The 15,479-nt window shown below is 48.3% G+C and carries 11 protein-coding genes and 3 pseudogenes; 6 read left to right on the top strand and 8 right to left on the bottom strand.

Annotation, left to right across the window (positions count from 1 at the left end):
• Positions 1 to 62: 62 nt before the first annotated feature.
• Positions 63 to 1,783: pseudogene (gene argS, locus A2F46_RS08830) on the bottom strand (arginine--tRNA ligase).
• Between the two features lie 246 nt (positions 1,784 to 2,029).
• On the bottom strand, positions 2,030 to 2,524 hold the full coding sequence (locus tag A2F46_RS08835; RefSeq protein ID WP_066569414.1) for a hypothetical protein: 495 nt from the start codon (positions 2,522 to 2,524) through the stop codon (positions 2,030 to 2,032).
• A gap of 180 nt (positions 2,525 to 2,704) precedes the next feature.
• On the opposite strand from A2F46_RS08835, the gene A2F46_RS08840 reads away from it, so the two are divergent.
• From A2F46_RS08840 to A2F46_RS08850, 3 genes are all read left to right on the top strand, one after another.
• The gene (locus tag A2F46_RS08840) at positions 2,705 to 3,418 is read left to right on the top strand and encodes a DUF502 domain-containing protein (protein WP_066569423.1); all 714 of its coding nucleotides are present in this window, start codon (positions 2,705 to 2,707) and stop codon (positions 3,416 to 3,418) included.
• Positions 3,419 to 3,487: 69 nt separating this feature from the next.
• The gene (aspS, locus tag A2F46_RS08845) at positions 3,488 to 5,299 is read left to right on the top strand and encodes an aspartate--tRNA ligase (protein ID WP_066569424.1); all 1,812 of its coding nucleotides are present in this window, start codon (positions 3,488 to 3,490) and stop codon (positions 5,297 to 5,299) included.
• Positions 5,300 to 5,419: 120 nt separating this feature from the next.
• Positions 5,420 to 6,352 (top strand): hypothetical protein, encoded by a 933-nt coding sequence (locus tag A2F46_RS08850; RefSeq protein WP_156471609.1) that lies wholly within the window; start codon positions 5,420 to 5,422, stop codon positions 6,350 to 6,352.
• A 70-nt stretch (positions 6,353 to 6,422) separates the two neighbouring features.
• Here A2F46_RS08850 and ruvX read toward each other — a convergent pair whose 3' ends face one another.
• Positions 6,423 to 6,878: a Holliday junction resolvase RuvX gene (gene ruvX / locus A2F46_RS08855; RefSeq protein WP_066569434.1), complete on the bottom strand. Its 456-nt coding sequence runs from the start codon at positions 6,876 to 6,878 to the stop codon at positions 6,423 to 6,425.
• Positions 6,871 to 7,607 (bottom strand): annotated as a pseudogene (locus A2F46_RS08860) (YqgE/AlgH family protein). The gene ruvX and the pseudogene A2F46_RS08860 overlap by 8 nt, the downstream one beginning before the upstream one ends.
• 38 nt (positions 7,608 to 7,645) lie before the next feature.
• On the opposite strand from A2F46_RS08860, the gene gpmI reads away from it, so the two are divergent.
• The 3 genes from gpmI to A2F46_RS08875 all read left to right on the top strand — a co-directional run bounded on the left by gpmI (position 7,646) and on the right by A2F46_RS08875 (position 12,145).
• Entirely contained in the window at positions 7,646 to 9,163 is a 1,518-nt protein-coding gene (gene gpmI, locus A2F46_RS08865) for a 2,3-bisphosphoglycerate-independent phosphoglycerate mutase (protein ID WP_066569463.1), read from the top strand.
• A 4-nt stretch (positions 9,164 to 9,167) separates the two neighbouring features.
• The gene (locus A2F46_RS08870; RefSeq protein WP_082783647.1) at positions 9,168 to 10,499 is read left to right on the top strand and encodes a murein hydrolase activator EnvC; all 1,332 of its coding nucleotides are present in this window, start codon (positions 9,168 to 9,170) and stop codon (positions 10,497 to 10,499) included.
• 164 nt (positions 10,500 to 10,663) lie between these two features.
• Positions 10,664 to 12,145, top strand: a complete 1,482-nt coding sequence (locus tag A2F46_RS08875) for a S41 family peptidase (protein ID WP_066569465.1) — start codon at positions 10,664 to 10,666, stop codon at positions 12,143 to 12,145.
• 104 nt (positions 12,146 to 12,249) lie between these two features.
• On the opposite strand, the gene A2F46_RS12325 is transcribed toward A2F46_RS08875, so the two are convergent.
• The 4 genes and pseudogenes from A2F46_RS12325 to A2F46_RS13465 all read right to left on the bottom strand — a co-directional run bounded on the left by A2F46_RS12325 (position 12,250) and on the right by A2F46_RS13465 (position 15,468).
• Positions 12,250 to 13,152, bottom strand: a complete 903-nt coding sequence (locus A2F46_RS12325) for a hypothetical protein (RefSeq protein WP_066569445.1) — start codon at positions 13,150 to 13,152, stop codon at positions 12,250 to 12,252.
• Entirely contained in the window at positions 13,119 to 14,120 is a 1,002-nt protein-coding gene (locus A2F46_RS12330; RefSeq protein ID WP_066569447.1) for a Na/Pi cotransporter family protein, read from the bottom strand. Before A2F46_RS12330 ends, A2F46_RS12325 begins: the two co-directional genes overlap by 34 nt.
• A 97-nt stretch (positions 14,121 to 14,217) precedes the next feature.
• A pseudogene (locus tag A2F46_RS08890) lies at positions 14,218 to 15,229 on the bottom strand (tyrosine-type recombinase/integrase).
• Complete coding sequence (locus tag A2F46_RS13465) at positions 15,130 to 15,468, bottom strand: helix-turn-helix domain-containing protein (protein ID WP_369796328.1); 339 nt, start codon at positions 15,466 to 15,468, stop codon at positions 15,130 to 15,132. Before A2F46_RS13465 ends, A2F46_RS08890 begins: the two are co-directional and overlap by 100 nt.
• Positions 15,469 to 15,479: the final 11 nt, after the last annotated feature.

Consider the following 15,479-nt stretch of genomic DNA (forward strand, 5'->3'; position numbering starts at 1 on the left):
AAACACAAATCAACCCAATACACCAGAATGGCTTTAAAGCAATCTGGCATTTAATAAAACAATTACATGACATCTAAAGTGGCAATGCCCAACAACCCCAAACCGGTTTGCAGTGTTTGCCCCGTGAGTTTGGCCAGTTGCAATCGACTGTCGCGAACGGCGCCTTCTGCTTTCAAAATCGGACAACTTTCATAAAAACGGCTAAATAAAGTGGCCAATTGATATAAATAAGCTGCCAAGAAATGGGGGTAGCACTCTGCGCCACGTTATCCAATACATCTTCAAACTGTAAGAGCGCCAACGCCAATTGCTTCTCCGCAGCTTCTGTCAGCACCACTGACGCTTGTTCATCAAAGCAACCTGCTTTTCGCAATACACTGCTTACTCGAGTATAAGCGTATTGTAGGTATGGCGCAGTATTGCCCTCAAATGAAAGCATGCTGTCCCAATCAAACACATAATCACTGCTGCGATTTTTGCTCAAATCGGCATACTTAACCGCACCCAAGCCCACCACGTGGCCAATGTGTTGCGCTTCATCTAAGGCCAAATCAGGATTTTTACTACGCACCAAAGCCGTGGCGCGCTCATCGGCCTCATCCAACAAATCCACCAATTTAACCGTGTCGCCACTGCGCGTTTTAAAAGGCTTGCCATCCTTGCCCATCATCGTACCAAAAGGCACATGTTCGGCACGCACGTTTTCAGGCAGCCATCCTGCCTTGCGCGCCAGTGTAAACAATTCGGCAAAATGCAAACTTTGTCGCGCATCCACGACATACAACAGCCGATTTGCCTGTAACACTTGCACCCGATAGCGTAAGCAAGCCAAATCCGTGCTGGCATACAAAAAGCCGCCGCCTTTTTTCTGCACAATGAATGCCGCGGGTTCACCGTCTTGGTTTTTGAATTCATCCAAGAACGCCACTTTGGCACCTTCACTGTCCACCACCAAACCCTTGTTGATCAACTCATCTACAGTGGGCTGCAACATGGCGTTATAGGCAGATTCACCCATAACATCAGCTTCGGTCAATTTCAAACCCAAACGCTGATATACAGACTGGGCATGCTTTAGCGAAGCGGCCACAAATTGTTTCCACAGCGCCAATACCTGTTCATCACCGCTTTGCAGTTTCACCACATAAGCACGGGCGGTATCGGCAAAAGCGTCATCTTCATCAAAGCGTATTTTGGCGTTACGGTAAAACTGCTCCAAGTCGGCCAATTCCAAATCGGCACGACCCGCCTGCTGTTGTGCCACCAAATAAGCCACCAACATCCCAAATTGCGTGCCCCAATCTCCCACGTGGTTTTGCGCAATCACGCGATGCCCGAGGAACGTCAGCACGCGATTGAGGCTGTCGCCAATAATGCTGGAGCGCAAATGGCCCACATGCATTTCTTTCGCCAAATTGGGCGAGGAGTAATCAATCACCACCGTTTGCGGTTGAGCAGACTGAGTCACACCCAAGTGCGAATCATGCAAGGCTGCCTGAATACCGTGAGCCAAAAATGACGGCTGAATGCGCAAATTCACAAACCCGGGGCCAGCCACTTCTGCCGAAACAATGATTTTGCTGTTGGCCAGAAAATCTGCCACGGTTTGCGCCAACGCGCGCGGGTTTTGCTTGGCTTTTTTCGCGGCCCCCATCACGCCATTGATTTGATAATCGCCAAAATCAGCATTTTTGGCTGCTTGTAAGACGATGGGGTTACCGGCCAGCCCGGCAGCCGCAAAAGCGGACTCAACTTCAGCCGCCACAAAGGAATGTAGTTTCATGGTGATATTAGTCGTAAAAATGGGGCAAATTGTCGCATAAATGCCGCACACATGCACTCATCAACCCATATACATGCCTGAAAACAGCTTTTCATGCACATGCATGACACCCTCAACCAAGACAATAGCTAATGCACATCATGGCTGAAACGCAACACATCGAGCTGATTGAAGAAAACCCAAACCACATACAATTTCGGCATTACATCGGCATCAAAACCAAACCTCGCCACCAACATAAAATGATTAAAATAATCTCATGGATTTACAGGCAGGCACCCTGGTTGCCACTCGGCTCAAACCCTGTTCGCGATAGCATGATTCCAACATATTTCTTCTGCAATCGGGACAATTCGCCAATATCTCGTCTCTCTGCTCGGTACTTTTGGCAGCACTGTGCTGGCACAATTTGCGGAAATAATTCCTTTGTTTCTGAGCTTGATTGCTGGAAAGTGGCTTTCCTGACACATCAACCCATTGCACATTATTAAACGGCTCACTGCTGCGGCATTGCTGCTGCACCATGCGAAGAAATTCATTTTCGCGTTGCCGCTGCTCATCTTTACTGTAGGCAGCGCAACGTGATTTTACTTTGCTCACCTCATTGGCCGACCATTGAGGATTGGTCCACCGATATTCTTCATGCGTGGTGTACCCAAAAGGACAACAAGCACCCAGAACCAACACCACAATCCCACAGCTCATTATTCGACTCAACATCATGCTTTCTCCCAAAATCATTCGCCCATCCCACTCTAGCGTGCATCAGCCATTGAGGCTCTTCAGCTTACGCACGTTCTCAATAATAAACGACTACGCATATTTACTGGCACCAACCCCTGCCCCAGTCGCGCAGATACGCGTATAATAAATCGTTTGTTTAGTCTAAACCGTTGGTTCTCCCACAAGGATAAGCGCGACATGGCCGCCTCGCCTGCCGATGGCAATCAATTTGCCAAAGCCCTGAAAAAATACATGATCACCGGCATTCTGGTATGGCTGCCGGTGATGGTCACCATTTGGGTGATTACCTACATTGTGGGCGCTGCTGACCAATTGGTGAATATTTTACCAGCTCGTTGGCAACCACAAGCCTTATTCGGCTTTAAGATCCCTGGCTTGGGTTTATTGGCTGCCTTGATTGTGGTGTTTTGTACTGGTATTTTGGCCGCCAATGTATTGGGACGAAAACTGATTGCGGGCTGGGATTCGCTAATGGGGCGCATCCCCGTGGTCAAAAGTATTTATTCCAGTGTCAAAAAAGTCAGTGAATCTCTGCTTTCTGACTCGCGCCAGTCTTTTAAAACCCCAGTTTTGGTGCCTTTTCCGCAACCCAATATCTGGACAGTGGGTTTTGTGTCTGGCCACATACCAGAAAGTATTATTGAAGAGCTGGCCCAGACAAATCCCCAAGAAAATACAGCCTATATTTCTGTGTATGTACCCACAACCCCCAACCCCACCGGGGGCTATTACGTAATGGTGCGTACCAGCGATGTGCGACCTTTAGACATGAGCGTGGATGAAGCGTTGAAATACGTGATTTCATTAGGCATGGTGCAACCAGAAGAAATGCCGCACCCCCAGCAGCCGCAGCTGCCTTTGGCCGAACACACACCAGACAAACCTCTTTAACCTTGATACTGGTTTTCAGGCAGCCTGAAAACCGCAGTAACCTATATTTTGGATGATAAAAGGCAACTTATGCGAACCAATTATTGTGGCTTGATTAACGAGCAATACCTTGACCAAACCGTAACCGTAAAAGGTTGGGTACATCGCCGCCGCGACCACGGCGGAGTCATCTTCATCGACTTGCGTGATCGCGAAGGCTTGGTGCAAGTCGTGATTGATCCCGATACGCCAGAAGCCTTTGCCAAAGCGGATTCATCCCGCAATGAATATGTATTGAGCATCACCGGCCGCGTTCGTTCTCGCCCAGATGGCACGAAAAACGATAAAATGATTTCCGGCGGCATTGAAATTTTGGCTAAGGAAATTGATGTTTTAAACGCGGCCGCCACACCACCATTCCAAATCGACGACGAAAATATCTCTGAAAATGTGCGCTTGGCCAACCGTGTTATCGACTTGCGCCGCCCCGCCATGCAGCAAAATCTACGCTTGCGCTATCAGGTTACCATGGCCGTGCGCCGCTACCTAGACGGACAAGGCTTCATCGACATCGAAACGCCGATGCTAACCCGTTCTACCCCTGAAGGCGCGCGTGATTATTTGGTACCCAGCCGCGTATTCCCGGGCGAATTTTTTGCCCTACCCCAATCACCACAGCTATTTAAACAATTGCTGATGGTGGCCGGCTTTGACCGCTACTATCAAATCGTGAAGTGCTTCCGCGACGAAGATTTGCGCGCAGACCGCCAACCCGAATTCACTCAAATCGACTTGGAAACTTCATTTCTCACCGAAGACGAGATCATGGATATTACCGAAGGCATGGCCAAGTCTATTTTCAAAGAATCTTTGGGTGTCGACTTAGGTACATTCCCGCGCATGACCTGGACCGATGCCATGTTCCATTATGGCTCTGACAAACCCGACTTGCGCGTCAGCCTAAAATTCACCGAATTAACTGATTTGATGAAAACCGAGGCATTCAAAGTATTCCGTGGCGCTGCCGATATGCCCAATGGCCGCGTGGTGGCGTTGCGTATCCCCAATGGCGCCAAACTGACGCGTAAGGAAATCGACAGCTACACCGAATTCGTGGGCATTTACGGTGCCAAAGGTTTGGCCTACATCAAAGTAAATGACGTTACCAACATCAGCAATGGCGAAGGCAGCGGCTTGCAATCACCGATTGTCAAATTCCTGTCAAACGAAGCTTTACAAGCCATCATCGACAAAACCGAAGCTCAAAACGGCGACCTCATTTTCTTCGGCGCTGACAAAGCCAAAGTGGTCAATGAAGCCATGGGCGCGTTGCGCATTAAAATTGGTCGCGAGCATGGTGCCGACAATGGCTACTTCACCGATGAATGGCGCCCACTCTGGGTTATTGATTTCCCGATGTTTGAATACGACGAAGACGAAAATCGTTGGAGCGCCATGCACCACCCGTTCACATCACCCAAACCAGGCCATGAAGATTTGATGGAAAGGGATCCTGAGCATTGCTTGGCGCGTGCTTATGACATGGTTTTAAATGGTTGGGAAATTGGTGGCGGCTCTATCCGTATTCACCGCGCCGATGTACAGGAAAAGGTGTTTGCGGCGCTCAAAATCACACCTGAAGAGCAGCAAAACAAATTCGGCTTCCTGCTCAACAACCTGAAATTTGGTGCGCCTCCGCATGGTGGCTTGGCCTTTGGCTTGGACCGATTGGTCACACTTATGGCTGGGGCCGAATCCATTCGTGACGTGATTGCCTTCCCCAAAACCCAGCGTTCTCAAGACTTGCTGGTGGATGCTCCTAACCATGTGGATGAAAAGCAACTGCGCGAATTGGGTTTGCGCTTGCGCCAAAAAACACAAACAGAAGAGCCCAAAGCCTGATTCACTGCGACATCATTGTGCTGCATCCAAGCTGCCTGAATGACATCAGGCAGCTTTTTATTGTCTTGTGTTATGTTGTACCCTATTCACTAATGCCCCATTGAAGAAAGTTTGGTGCCCATGCGTCGAATCCTTTGCACTGGTTTCCTGCTGGTCGGCTTGAGTGCCTGCCAAGAAGAATCCACAGCCCCAAAGCCCAATGCGCTCAGTAAGGAAAGCCCTTCCACTAACCGCCCGCCCGATTCTGTAGTGGCTGCACAAGCAATCGCGCCCATGCCCAAAGATATCTACCAGCGCTTTGTGTGGTATGGCAATAAAACCAAGAAGCAACTCACACACAGCACGCCTCAACAAATACACGCTCTGTATACCCAACTCATTGCCCAGCAAAGTCCATTACTGGAAACGATGATGACGCAGCAGACGGCGTTTCTGGATAATTATTATGCACCGAAATATTGGCAGCAAAAGTGTAATGAATGTATCCGCCCCAGCGCTCTTTTGCTGGCCAAGCAGCAGAAAATGGCTCGCTTTGGCTTAGAGTATTGGGAAATTGGCGAAGGCATTGTGCTGATTCGCCCACAAGCGGATTATTATCTGAAATTATTTGGCGCCGATGCACCGGCAGATATGCAGGCCTATCTAAAGATACGCAGTAAGCAAGATAAAGTCTTGGATCAATCAGATGCGGGGCTGATTATTTCGTTTGCCGAATTGGGCCAACGTATTCACGAGTGGGAACAATTTTTGGACACTTACCCGAAAAGCCCATTGGCCAAAGAAGCAAAAATTCAGTATGCCATGTATCAAAACTGGTTTTTGCTAGGGCTGGACAATACCCCCACTTACCATAGGGAAGCAGAAGGCGAAGGCGCGCAAGTGGAACCTGAAGCAGAAGCGGCATGGACAAAATACCAACAGCGATATCCCAACAGTCTGACGGCCCGGTTGATTCAAAGCACGCTGGCCATCCCCCCGCAGGATTATGATTTAAAGCAACAGCAACTACAAAAACGACAAGAGCAAGCCTTAGGAATTAAACTGAATAACTAACCCATCGGGCTGCCTGATTGGGTTTCAGGCAACCTAGTTGCGCAACAGACCCAGCAGCAAGAAACCCACGTTATGTATCCAATGAAGTCAAAGCACCGGCTTCAAAATAAGTCTGCATAATCGCCATGGCCGCAACTTGATCCAAAGCCTGTTTTTGCTTTTTGCCAAACACTTGAGCCTCGGCCAGTAAACTTTCGGCCACCACCGACGTTAACCGCTCATCCACCCAATATACGGGGAGATGAAAACGACCATGAAGACGCTGCCCGAATTTTCGACACAAGGCCGTTGCTTCATCATCCTGTCCATCCATGTGTCGCGGCAAGCCCACGACCAAAGCCTGCGGCTGCCATTCACGGATTAATGCCGCAATGCGGCCAAAACGCGCGTCATTGGTGGTGGCGCATACGGTTTCCAAGGGATGACCGCTGCCCAATTCGGCTTCACCCACAGCCACGCCAATGCGTGCCGTTCCAAAATCAAAGGCCAATATGGTACCTTGACGAAGCGGCATTAAATCAGGCATGGCCAGCCAACCCACTGAGTTGTGCCATGTCCACATTCAATAATCGCATAGCAGCCTGATAACGATCGGCATAAGGGATATCAAATAAGATATGGGCATCGGCTGGAGTTGTTAACCAAGAATTATCAGCCAGCTCACGTTCCAACTGTCCTGCCGACCAACTGCAGTAACCGATGGTCACCACTGCTTTACGCACGCTATCACCATCGGCCAAACCGGCAATGATGTCACGCGAAGTAGTCATGGCAATGTCGTCAGTCACCAATAAGCTACTGTCCCAAGAGCCCACTGGCGTATGCACCAAGAAGCTCGATCTACTTGTACAGGCCCACCCATCATCACCCATTGATTACAAAAGCGATTGGGTGTAGGTGTTTTTGCCGCATCAAAAAGCAAGTCCATGGTCATCGGTGAGGGTTTGTTGATGACTACACCAACCGCGCCATCAGCATTGTGCTCACACACATACACCACGCTGCCGCCAAAAAATGGGTCAGCTAAACTGGGCATGGCAATCAAAAATTGATTGGCTAAAGAAAAAGGCTGCTGTTTTTCTGGCATGGTCTTCTTTGTATTTAAGGTGGCTATCACGCGCATACTCCTACCGCAATGAATCAGCTGAAATATGGGGATGCAGTTTGAGTTTATCAAGTGAACCCCCTTATAATACTGCATGAACGCAGCCTCTTCAGGCAGCCTATTTTTTTGTCGTTGCTTGAGTATGATCATTGGGCACACGAGCAACTGGTACCCACGAAAGGTTAATTGTGTCTTTAACCAAACCCATAGTTTTGCTGATCCTAGATGGTTTCGGTCACCGTGCCGAGGGTGATGATAATGCTGTTTTGCTAGCCAAAACACCGCATTTAGATGTCTACCGCCAACAATATGCTTACGGCACCATCGACGCTTCAGAACGTATGGTAGGGCTGCCCAGCGGCCAATTTGGCAACTCGGAAGTGGGCCATTTAAATATAGGCGCAGGTCGCGTGGTCCCGCAAGACATTACGCGCATCGATATGGCCATCGAGAAAGGTAGCTTGGCAGACAACGCCGTTCTCCAAACCGCGTGGCAGGTACCCAACAAAACCGTGCATTTGCTGGGGCTATTTTCAGATGGTGGTGTACACAGCCACATTGATCATTTTTTTGCTATTTTGGATGCCGCCATTGCCGCAGGCATGCGCAAAATCGTGGTACATCCTTTTTTAGATGGACGCGATACGCCACCACAAAGTGCTCGCCCTTATTTACAACGTTTGCAGGTCTACATGAACCAGCACTCACATGTTTTGTGCGGCAGCGTGGTGGGGCGTTTTTATGCCATGGATCGCGACAACCGCTGGGATCGGGTTGAAGCAGCTTACAATGCCTTATTTGGTGACGCGCCTTTTCAGGCAGCATCAGTCGAAGCGGCACTGGATGCCGCTTATGCTCGCGGTGAGCACGATGAATTTGTACAAGCCACCATAGTCAATCCTCAAGGCAAGCTGGCTGATGGCGATGCGGTGCTGTTTCTAAATTTCCGCGCCGATCGCGCACGCGAACTCACGCAAGCCCTGACCTTTGACGATTTCACTGGCTTTACACGCAAACACCGTGTTCATCCCGGCTACTTTGCCAGCATCACCAGCTACGGCACCCAATTCACGCATCCTGTTATGTTTCGCAAATCTGCCATTGAAAATGGCTTGGGTGAGTTTTTGTCGAAGCAAGGATTCAGCCAACTGCGTATTGCCGAAACCGAGAAATACCCCCACGTCACCTATTTTTTTAGCGGTGGGCGCGAAGAACCTTATCCTGGTGAAGAGCGCATTCTAATTCCCTCCCCCAAAGTGACAACTTATGATTTGCAGCCAGAAATGAGCGCACAACAAGTGGCAGATCAAATCATCAATAGCATCGCGCACCGCCAGCATGACATGATTATTTGTAATTTTGCCAATGGTGACATGGTTGGCCACACCGGTATTTTGCCCGCAGCCATCAAAGCTGTGGAAACCCTTGACCAATGTGTTGGCGAAGTGGTTCAGGCAGCCTTAGCCGCCGGCGGTGAAGTATTGATCACCGCTGATCATGGCAATTGCGAACGCATGTACGATGCCAAAAGCGGTCAGGCACACACCCAACACACCACCGATCCAGTGCCTTTCTTGTACATTGGCCGACCTGCCCACATTGAAGCCGGTGGTGCCTTAAAAGACATCGCGCCGTCCTTATTGGCCATGTTGGGCATCAATCCGCCAGCAGAAATGACTGGCCACAGCCTGATTCAGTTCAGTTAACGTCATGAAACACTTTATTGGATACGCTCTGGCCATGCTGTTGGGCGGTATGCCACCCATGGTTTGGTCTGCACCCGCGGCATCACCACAAGACTTACAACAAGTGCAAAAAGCGATTTCCGGTACCCAACGGCAAATCCAGCAAACCACAGCCACGCAAAAACAAGTGGACGCTTCACTCACACATACTCAAAACCAGCTGCAACAAGTGCAAAAACAGCTGGCCACCCTCGCCAAGCAGCGTGGCTTGAGCACGGCCAAATTACAACAACTGCAAACTCAGCTTGAGGAATTGAAAACCCGCATTGGCGGTGCCCAAACACAAGTGGCGCGGCTACTCAATGCGCATTACCGCAACCGCCAACCCAATGCCATCAATTTATTATTGAAAAACAACAGCGCACAGCAAAAAGGCCGCTTGTTGCAATACATGCGTTATGTTAATCAGGCCAATGAACAAGTCATCAGCCGATTGCGCACGCAACAACAGGCTCTGGCGCAACAACAGCAAGCCATTGCCCAACAACAAAGACAATTGACTCAGCTGCAAGCCAAACAAAAAAATGTCCTTGCCCAATTGGGCCGCCAACATGCTGCTCAAAAAAACCAAAGTAATCAGCTGGATCAGCAACTGGACCAACAAAATGCCAAGTTAAGCACACTCAAAGCCAACGAGCGCCAACTCAGTAACCTCATCAGTCGCTTGAGTGCACAAGCAGCAGTAAAACGCAAAGCGGCAGCCAATGCCCATCATCAAGCACAGCAAAAACGCCAAGCTCAGCTGGCGGCTTCTACCCAAGCAGCCAAAATACCAGTGGCGCCACCTGGCAAAAAAAACACGCGCAGCACCATCCCCAAATCCACACCCAACGCCGCAAAATCTACCCTTACCGCCGAAGATATGGCCTTGCAAGCACCGCAGATCGCCACAGAAGCGCCAACGGAATTGAATGGATTTGCTCGTATGCAAGGGCAAATGCGCCGACCCGTTAGCGGTCGAGTAGCCGGCCAATTTGGGCAAGCCAAACCTGGTGGCGGCACATGGAAAGGATTGTTTTTCGCCACGCCTCCCGCCAGCGTACAAAGCATTGCGCCAGGCGAGGTGATTTATGCGGGCGCTTTATCTGGCTATGGCCATACTGTGATTGTAGACCATGGCAATGGCTATGTGAGCGTTTATGCTGGCTTAGGTGGCGTGGCCGTGCATTCAGGCAGCCACATCAGCGCACGCCAAGGCATAGGACGCAGTGGCAGCCTACCCAATGGTGAAAATGGCTTGTATTTCGAAATTCGTTACCATAGCCAACCGATGAACCCTTTATCATTCATCAGCTGATAGCCGCTTAAACATCACCATTACCCAACATCGATTAGCAAAGATTTACCCACTTGCACTTGCCCTCTCGACATTTTTTTTTTAAGCTCTGCAAGCTGTGTAGCGCCCAATAAACCATTATTTCGGGCACACACCATTGACACTCAGGGAAAGAATTGAACCAAATGGCCAAACCCACCATCAAAAAAATTGCAATTTACACATTAGGTGCGCTGAGCGGCGCTTTATTGACACTGAGTGTACAAAGCTACGCCAACGGACAAAAAGAAGTATTGCCAGTACAATCGCTGCGCACCATGGCCGAGGTTTACGGACAAATCAAAGCCAACTATGTCGACAATAAAAATGATGACCAGATTCTCGAAGGTGCCTTAAAGGGCATGGTTTCGAATTTGGATCCCCACTCCGAATACCTCACGGTGAAGGACTATGCCGACTTACAAGAAAGCACCACTGGCGAGTTTGGTGGTCTGGGCATGGAAATTGGTGCCGAAGAAGGCTTCATTAAAGTGGTCTCGCCCATTGAAGATACGCCTGCCGAACGCGCCGGCGTCAAAAGTGGTGATTACATTGTAAAGATCAACGATGAATCAACCCGTGGCATGACTTCCACTGAGGCGGTGAAAAAAATGCGCGGTAAACCGGGCACCAAAATCACCCTAACCTTATCGCGCAAAGACGCTTCCCAACCGATTGTAGTGCACCTCACTCGTGCCATCATTAAGGTCAAAAGTGTGCGCTATAAATTATTGGAGCCCGGTTACGGCTACGTGCGTATTACTCAATTCCAAGAACGCACCGTCCCAACCTTGGTTGAAGCCATCGACGCTTTGCATCAAGAAAATAAAGCACCGTTGAAAGGCTTGGTGTTAGATTTGCGCGACGATCCGGGCGGCTTGCTCAATGGCGCAGTGGGCGTATCGGCGGTATTTTTGCAGCCAGGTGCTAAAGTTGTCAGCACTAAGGGCCGAGATAAAGCAGAAGGCATGGATTTAAAAGCCGTACCACAAGATTATTTGATGTCATCTGGGTCTGATCCCTTGTCGACCTTGCCTGCTGAAATTAAAACCATCCCCATCACGATCTTAATTAATTCAGGCACAGCCTCCGCATCGGAAATCGTGTCAGGGGCTTTGCAAGATCACAAACGTGCAGTAGTAGTAGGCACCCAAAGTTTCGGGAAAGGCTCGGTGCAAACAGTAATGCCATTATCCAATGGCGCCGCCATGAAAATCACCACAGCCTTGTATTACACGCCCAACGACCGCTCTATTCAGGCGCAAGGGATTGTGCCCGATGTCGAAGTTTTGGATAAGAAACGGCTGTATGAAAGCCGCGAAGCGGATTTGGCGGGCCACATTAGCAACCCGTTTGGTGGCAAGGAAACCAAGGGCGAAATCATTACCCAAGATCAAAACAGCCAAGCCGCCAGCACCCCCACCAATGCGGCACCGGATAAAAGTGCATCCAGCAAGAATGCGGATAATGAAGACGATTGGCTGAGCCGTCGCGACCCTAATCCAGCCAAAGATGAACAACTCAAAACGGCTTTGGATCTGGTGAAAAACCCCACAAAATGGCAACAATCATTGGGATTGGCTGCTAAAAAACCCGCCAAACCACTGAAAAAAAGCAGTGATGATTGAGTAGCCAATCTATGTTGTTTTTCTGCTGAGCAAAACCAATCAATGTACGCAGCCGTTATCCTCTCCGATAACGGCTGTTTTGCTACTGGCCCAATTTAATCAAATCATGACTGGCGCACAGAGATAGCTTGTTGGTGTTTAGGTTCTTGAGTTAAATGGTAAATTATTTCGATATACTGCGGTAAAATCAGTTCACCATGTTTATCTGTGAATGCCATCGCTTTATCCAAGCTGCGTGTGATTCGTACTAAGCAACTTAAATCATTCAACATGGATCCGCCTAACCAGCCATTGATCTGCCCTGCCGCGATCGCATCCAATACCTGCTGCCGAAAATCATAAATGAATGCTTGATTGTGTGCTTCCCAAGTGTGCAAATACTGGGCCCAAGCGGCCGCCGAGTAATGCTGAGGCCGCCATAAATGCAGTGCCTCGCGCAACAAATCCTTTAAATGACGGCGCAAATCTTGGTACCTCTTTTTTGCCTGATCATCGTCGCTGTGTAAAAAACGAGCCATGTTGCGCTGCAGTTCATTGGCATCTTTAACAGCATCCATCAAATGCATCACCACAATGGGGATGCTATTCCACCAAATCTTTTGCTGTGCTGTCAAAGGCTGCCTGAAGCGGCCCATAAAATTAAGTAACTCACCATAAACGCCTTTAATATAAACGCGATACAAGTCATCGGTGGTGGGCAACGATGAAGGCGCCTCATGACCATTTTGCAGTTCAATTTCGGCAGCGGCATCGTCATATAATTTCCAGCTAGGGATCTGCGCCGCATGAGCAATCAATTCTAAGCTCAGCCGTCCTAAATGTGCGGTTTCCTGCATCAGCGCCATCAATGCCGTATCTGCTGTGGCCAAAGCTGTTTTACTTAGATACAGAGCGGGCTTGGGCTGAACCAAAATATCTGCAGTCGTTTCAGGCAACAATACAGCGTCTGCTGGTATTTCCGGCAACCAGCGCATCAGCGCCGCCGCCAGCTTGGATTGCCAAGCCAAAATAGTGCCACACCCAAAGCATTAAACAGCGTATGGAAAAGCGCCAGTTGAATCAAAAGATTGCCACCCAAACCCACCAATGCGGCTAGATTCTCTACGATCCATTGCAAAGGCAGCAACAACAGCAACGCCAAAATAGCGGTCACACCATTAAACAGCAAGTGAGCTAATACCAACCGCTGACCATTCCGATCGCCCCCCAGCAGCCCCACCACAGCCGTACTCAAACTACTGCCGAAGTTAGAACCAATGGCCATAGCCAGCCCATGCAATAAAATCAATTGCCCGCCACCCAACGCAGCCAAAGTAATCATCAGTGTGGCATGACTGGATTGCAAAACGACTGTCAGCAACAATCCGGCTAAAGCAAACAGCGCGACACCCCATCCTCCACTAACGGGCAACTGAGTAAAATCGACGCCATGACTAAAATGAGTAAACCCAGATTTAATGGCTTCAATACCGAGAAAAATCAACCCTATGCCCAGCAAAACTCGGCCCGCAGCCTTGGCTTTATCACCCAAAAAGCTGGCCAGAATACCAAAAAAGACCAGAGGCAAGGCAATCGGACTTAAGCTGAGATTTTGCCCAGCCAAAGCCAGCAGCCAAATACCGCTGGTGGCACCCAAATTTGCCCCCAAAATAATAGCAATGCCGCCTGCTAGGCTAACCATGCCTGCCGACAAAAAAGCCATAGTGAGAAAAGACACCAATGTGGTCGATTGCATCAGAAAAGTGGCACCCATGCCAAATAACATACCTTTTGTGGGTGTTTGCGTGCTTTTGCCTAGAATTTTTTCTATCAGCCCGCCAGCCAACCCCTGCAAACCTTCTTCCATACATTGCATGCCAAATAAAAACAATGCCAAGCCATAGCAAAGTAGCAACCAGCTATCACTGGCATGGAAACTGATGGCAAACAAGATAACCGCCAACAGCATCAATGCGATTTTTAGATGTTTATTCATGATTCAGCGCCACACTATGCTACATTGGCCTTATATTCCATTTGTCCAGGGTTCGATCCCTGACGACCCACCATATTTAATATTAAAAATCATTTACTTATGATTTTTTAAAATCAGGCACAGTATTTTCTGTGTCTTTTTTGTGTCTAACTAAATGAATGTTATCAAGAACACTGGCATGTTGCTGTAAATGTTCAGACGATAAATGTGCATAGCGTTGAACCATTTCCAAACTCTCCCATCCCCCATTTCTTTCAATGTATGATTGGTACTCCCTTCTGAGCTAACCAACTTGCCCATGTGTGTCTAAGATCATGCCACCGGAAATCCAAAAGCCCAGCTTCTCTAACTGCCTTTTTCCAAAGTTTAGAATTTAAACTCTGAATTGGATTTCCTTTTGAATTAACAAAAACATAAATTGGATGTTTACCTCGTTGCATTTTTAAAACATCTAATGCCATTTCATTTAAAGCAACACCTAAAGAATGCTCCGACTTTGTTTCACTTTCTCCAAACCATGCTGCCCTCTTGCTTATATCCACTTGACACCATTTTAAATGAAAGACATTTGATTGCCTCAAGCCAGTGGCTAAACTGAAAACAGCCATTAAGGCCATGTAGCTTGGAAGTTTTGAAATTAAACACTGAGCTTCTTTGACAGTAATCCAACGAACTCTTTTGCTTGGCTCTTTGTATAAAGGTATTTGTGGAATATCATCGATCCATTGCCAATCATATTTTGCTTTACGCAAAATTGCCCTGATTAAAGCTATATACCTATTCTTTGTAGCTTTGGAACAAGGCAAGCTATTCACAGTTTCTAGTATCATACTCCTAGAAATACTATTCAAATTTAAGCCTCTTAATGACTGTAAATGGCGCAATCTACTTATATCGGCTTTAATACTTTTCTTTTCACCTCCCTTTTCTTGAATCCAAAGTAATACGGCCTCGTCCCAAATCCTCTTTGGTTTATCACCCAAACGGTCGATTCTCCACTGTTCATAAGCTAATTTGTCGTGAAGTTCTTGTGCTTCGGTTTTGTTTTTAGTTCCAGAAGAGCGTCTAATTCGCTGGCCAGTTTGCGTTTTGATATCAATGTACCAAATTCCATTTTCTCTTTGATAAATTGGCATTTCTGTTCACTCCGTCGTTCGAGTGACGCTTGCACTTGGTCATTGTGCAAAGCGTTTAAAAAATCGTCAAGGTCACTTGCCCTGATACAATATTTTCGTCCCGGCTTACTGGCTTTCAGTAAACCTGAACGAATATGTTGTCGAATTGTTTGATCGTGACACTGGCAAATCTGAGCCGCTTCTACTACCGTATAGGTCTTCAGTTCAGCCATGAATCTATCCT

The organism is Snodgrassella sp. CFCC 13594 (assembly GCF_001590725.1).
In the GTDB taxonomy this organism is placed as follows: Bacteria; Pseudomonadota; Gammaproteobacteria; order Burkholderiales; family Neisseriaceae; genus Snodgrassella.

What these genes read in the sequence shown, in the direction of transcription:
- A2F46_RS08835 (WP_066569414.1), bottom strand. Translation starts at nt 2,524, where the DNA reads ATGATTTTGGGAGAAAGCATGATGTTGAGTCGAATAATGAGCTGTGGG.
- A2F46_RS08840 (WP_066569423.1), top strand. Translation starts at nt 2,705, where the DNA reads ATGGCCGCCTCGCCTGCCGATGGCAATCAATTTGCCAAAGCCCTGAAA.
- aspS (WP_066569424.1), top strand. Translation starts at nt 3,488, where the DNA reads ATGCGAACCAATTATTGTGGCTTGATTAACGAGCAATACCTTGACCAA.
- A2F46_RS08850 (WP_156471609.1), top strand. Translation starts at nt 5,420, where the DNA reads ATGCGTCGAATCCTTTGCACTGGTTTCCTGCTGGTCGGCTTGAGTGCC.
- ruvX (WP_066569434.1), bottom strand. Translation starts at nt 6,878, where the DNA reads ATGCCTGATTTAATGCCGCTTCGTCAAGGTACCATATTGGCCTTTGAT.
- A2F46_RS08870 (WP_082783647.1), top strand. Translation starts at nt 9,168, where the DNA reads ATGAAACACTTTATTGGATACGCTCTGGCCATGCTGTTGGGCGGTATG.
- A2F46_RS08875 (WP_066569465.1), top strand. Translation starts at nt 10,664, where the DNA reads ATGGCCAAACCCACCATCAAAAAAATTGCAATTTACACATTAGGTGCG.
- A2F46_RS12330 (WP_066569447.1), bottom strand. Translation starts at nt 14,120, where the DNA reads ATGAATAAACATCTAAAAATCGCATTGATGCTGTTGGCGGTTATCTTG.
- A2F46_RS13465 (WP_369796328.1), bottom strand. Translation starts at nt 15,468, where the DNA reads ATGGCTGAACTGAAGACCTATACGGTAGTAGAAGCGGCTCAGATTTGC.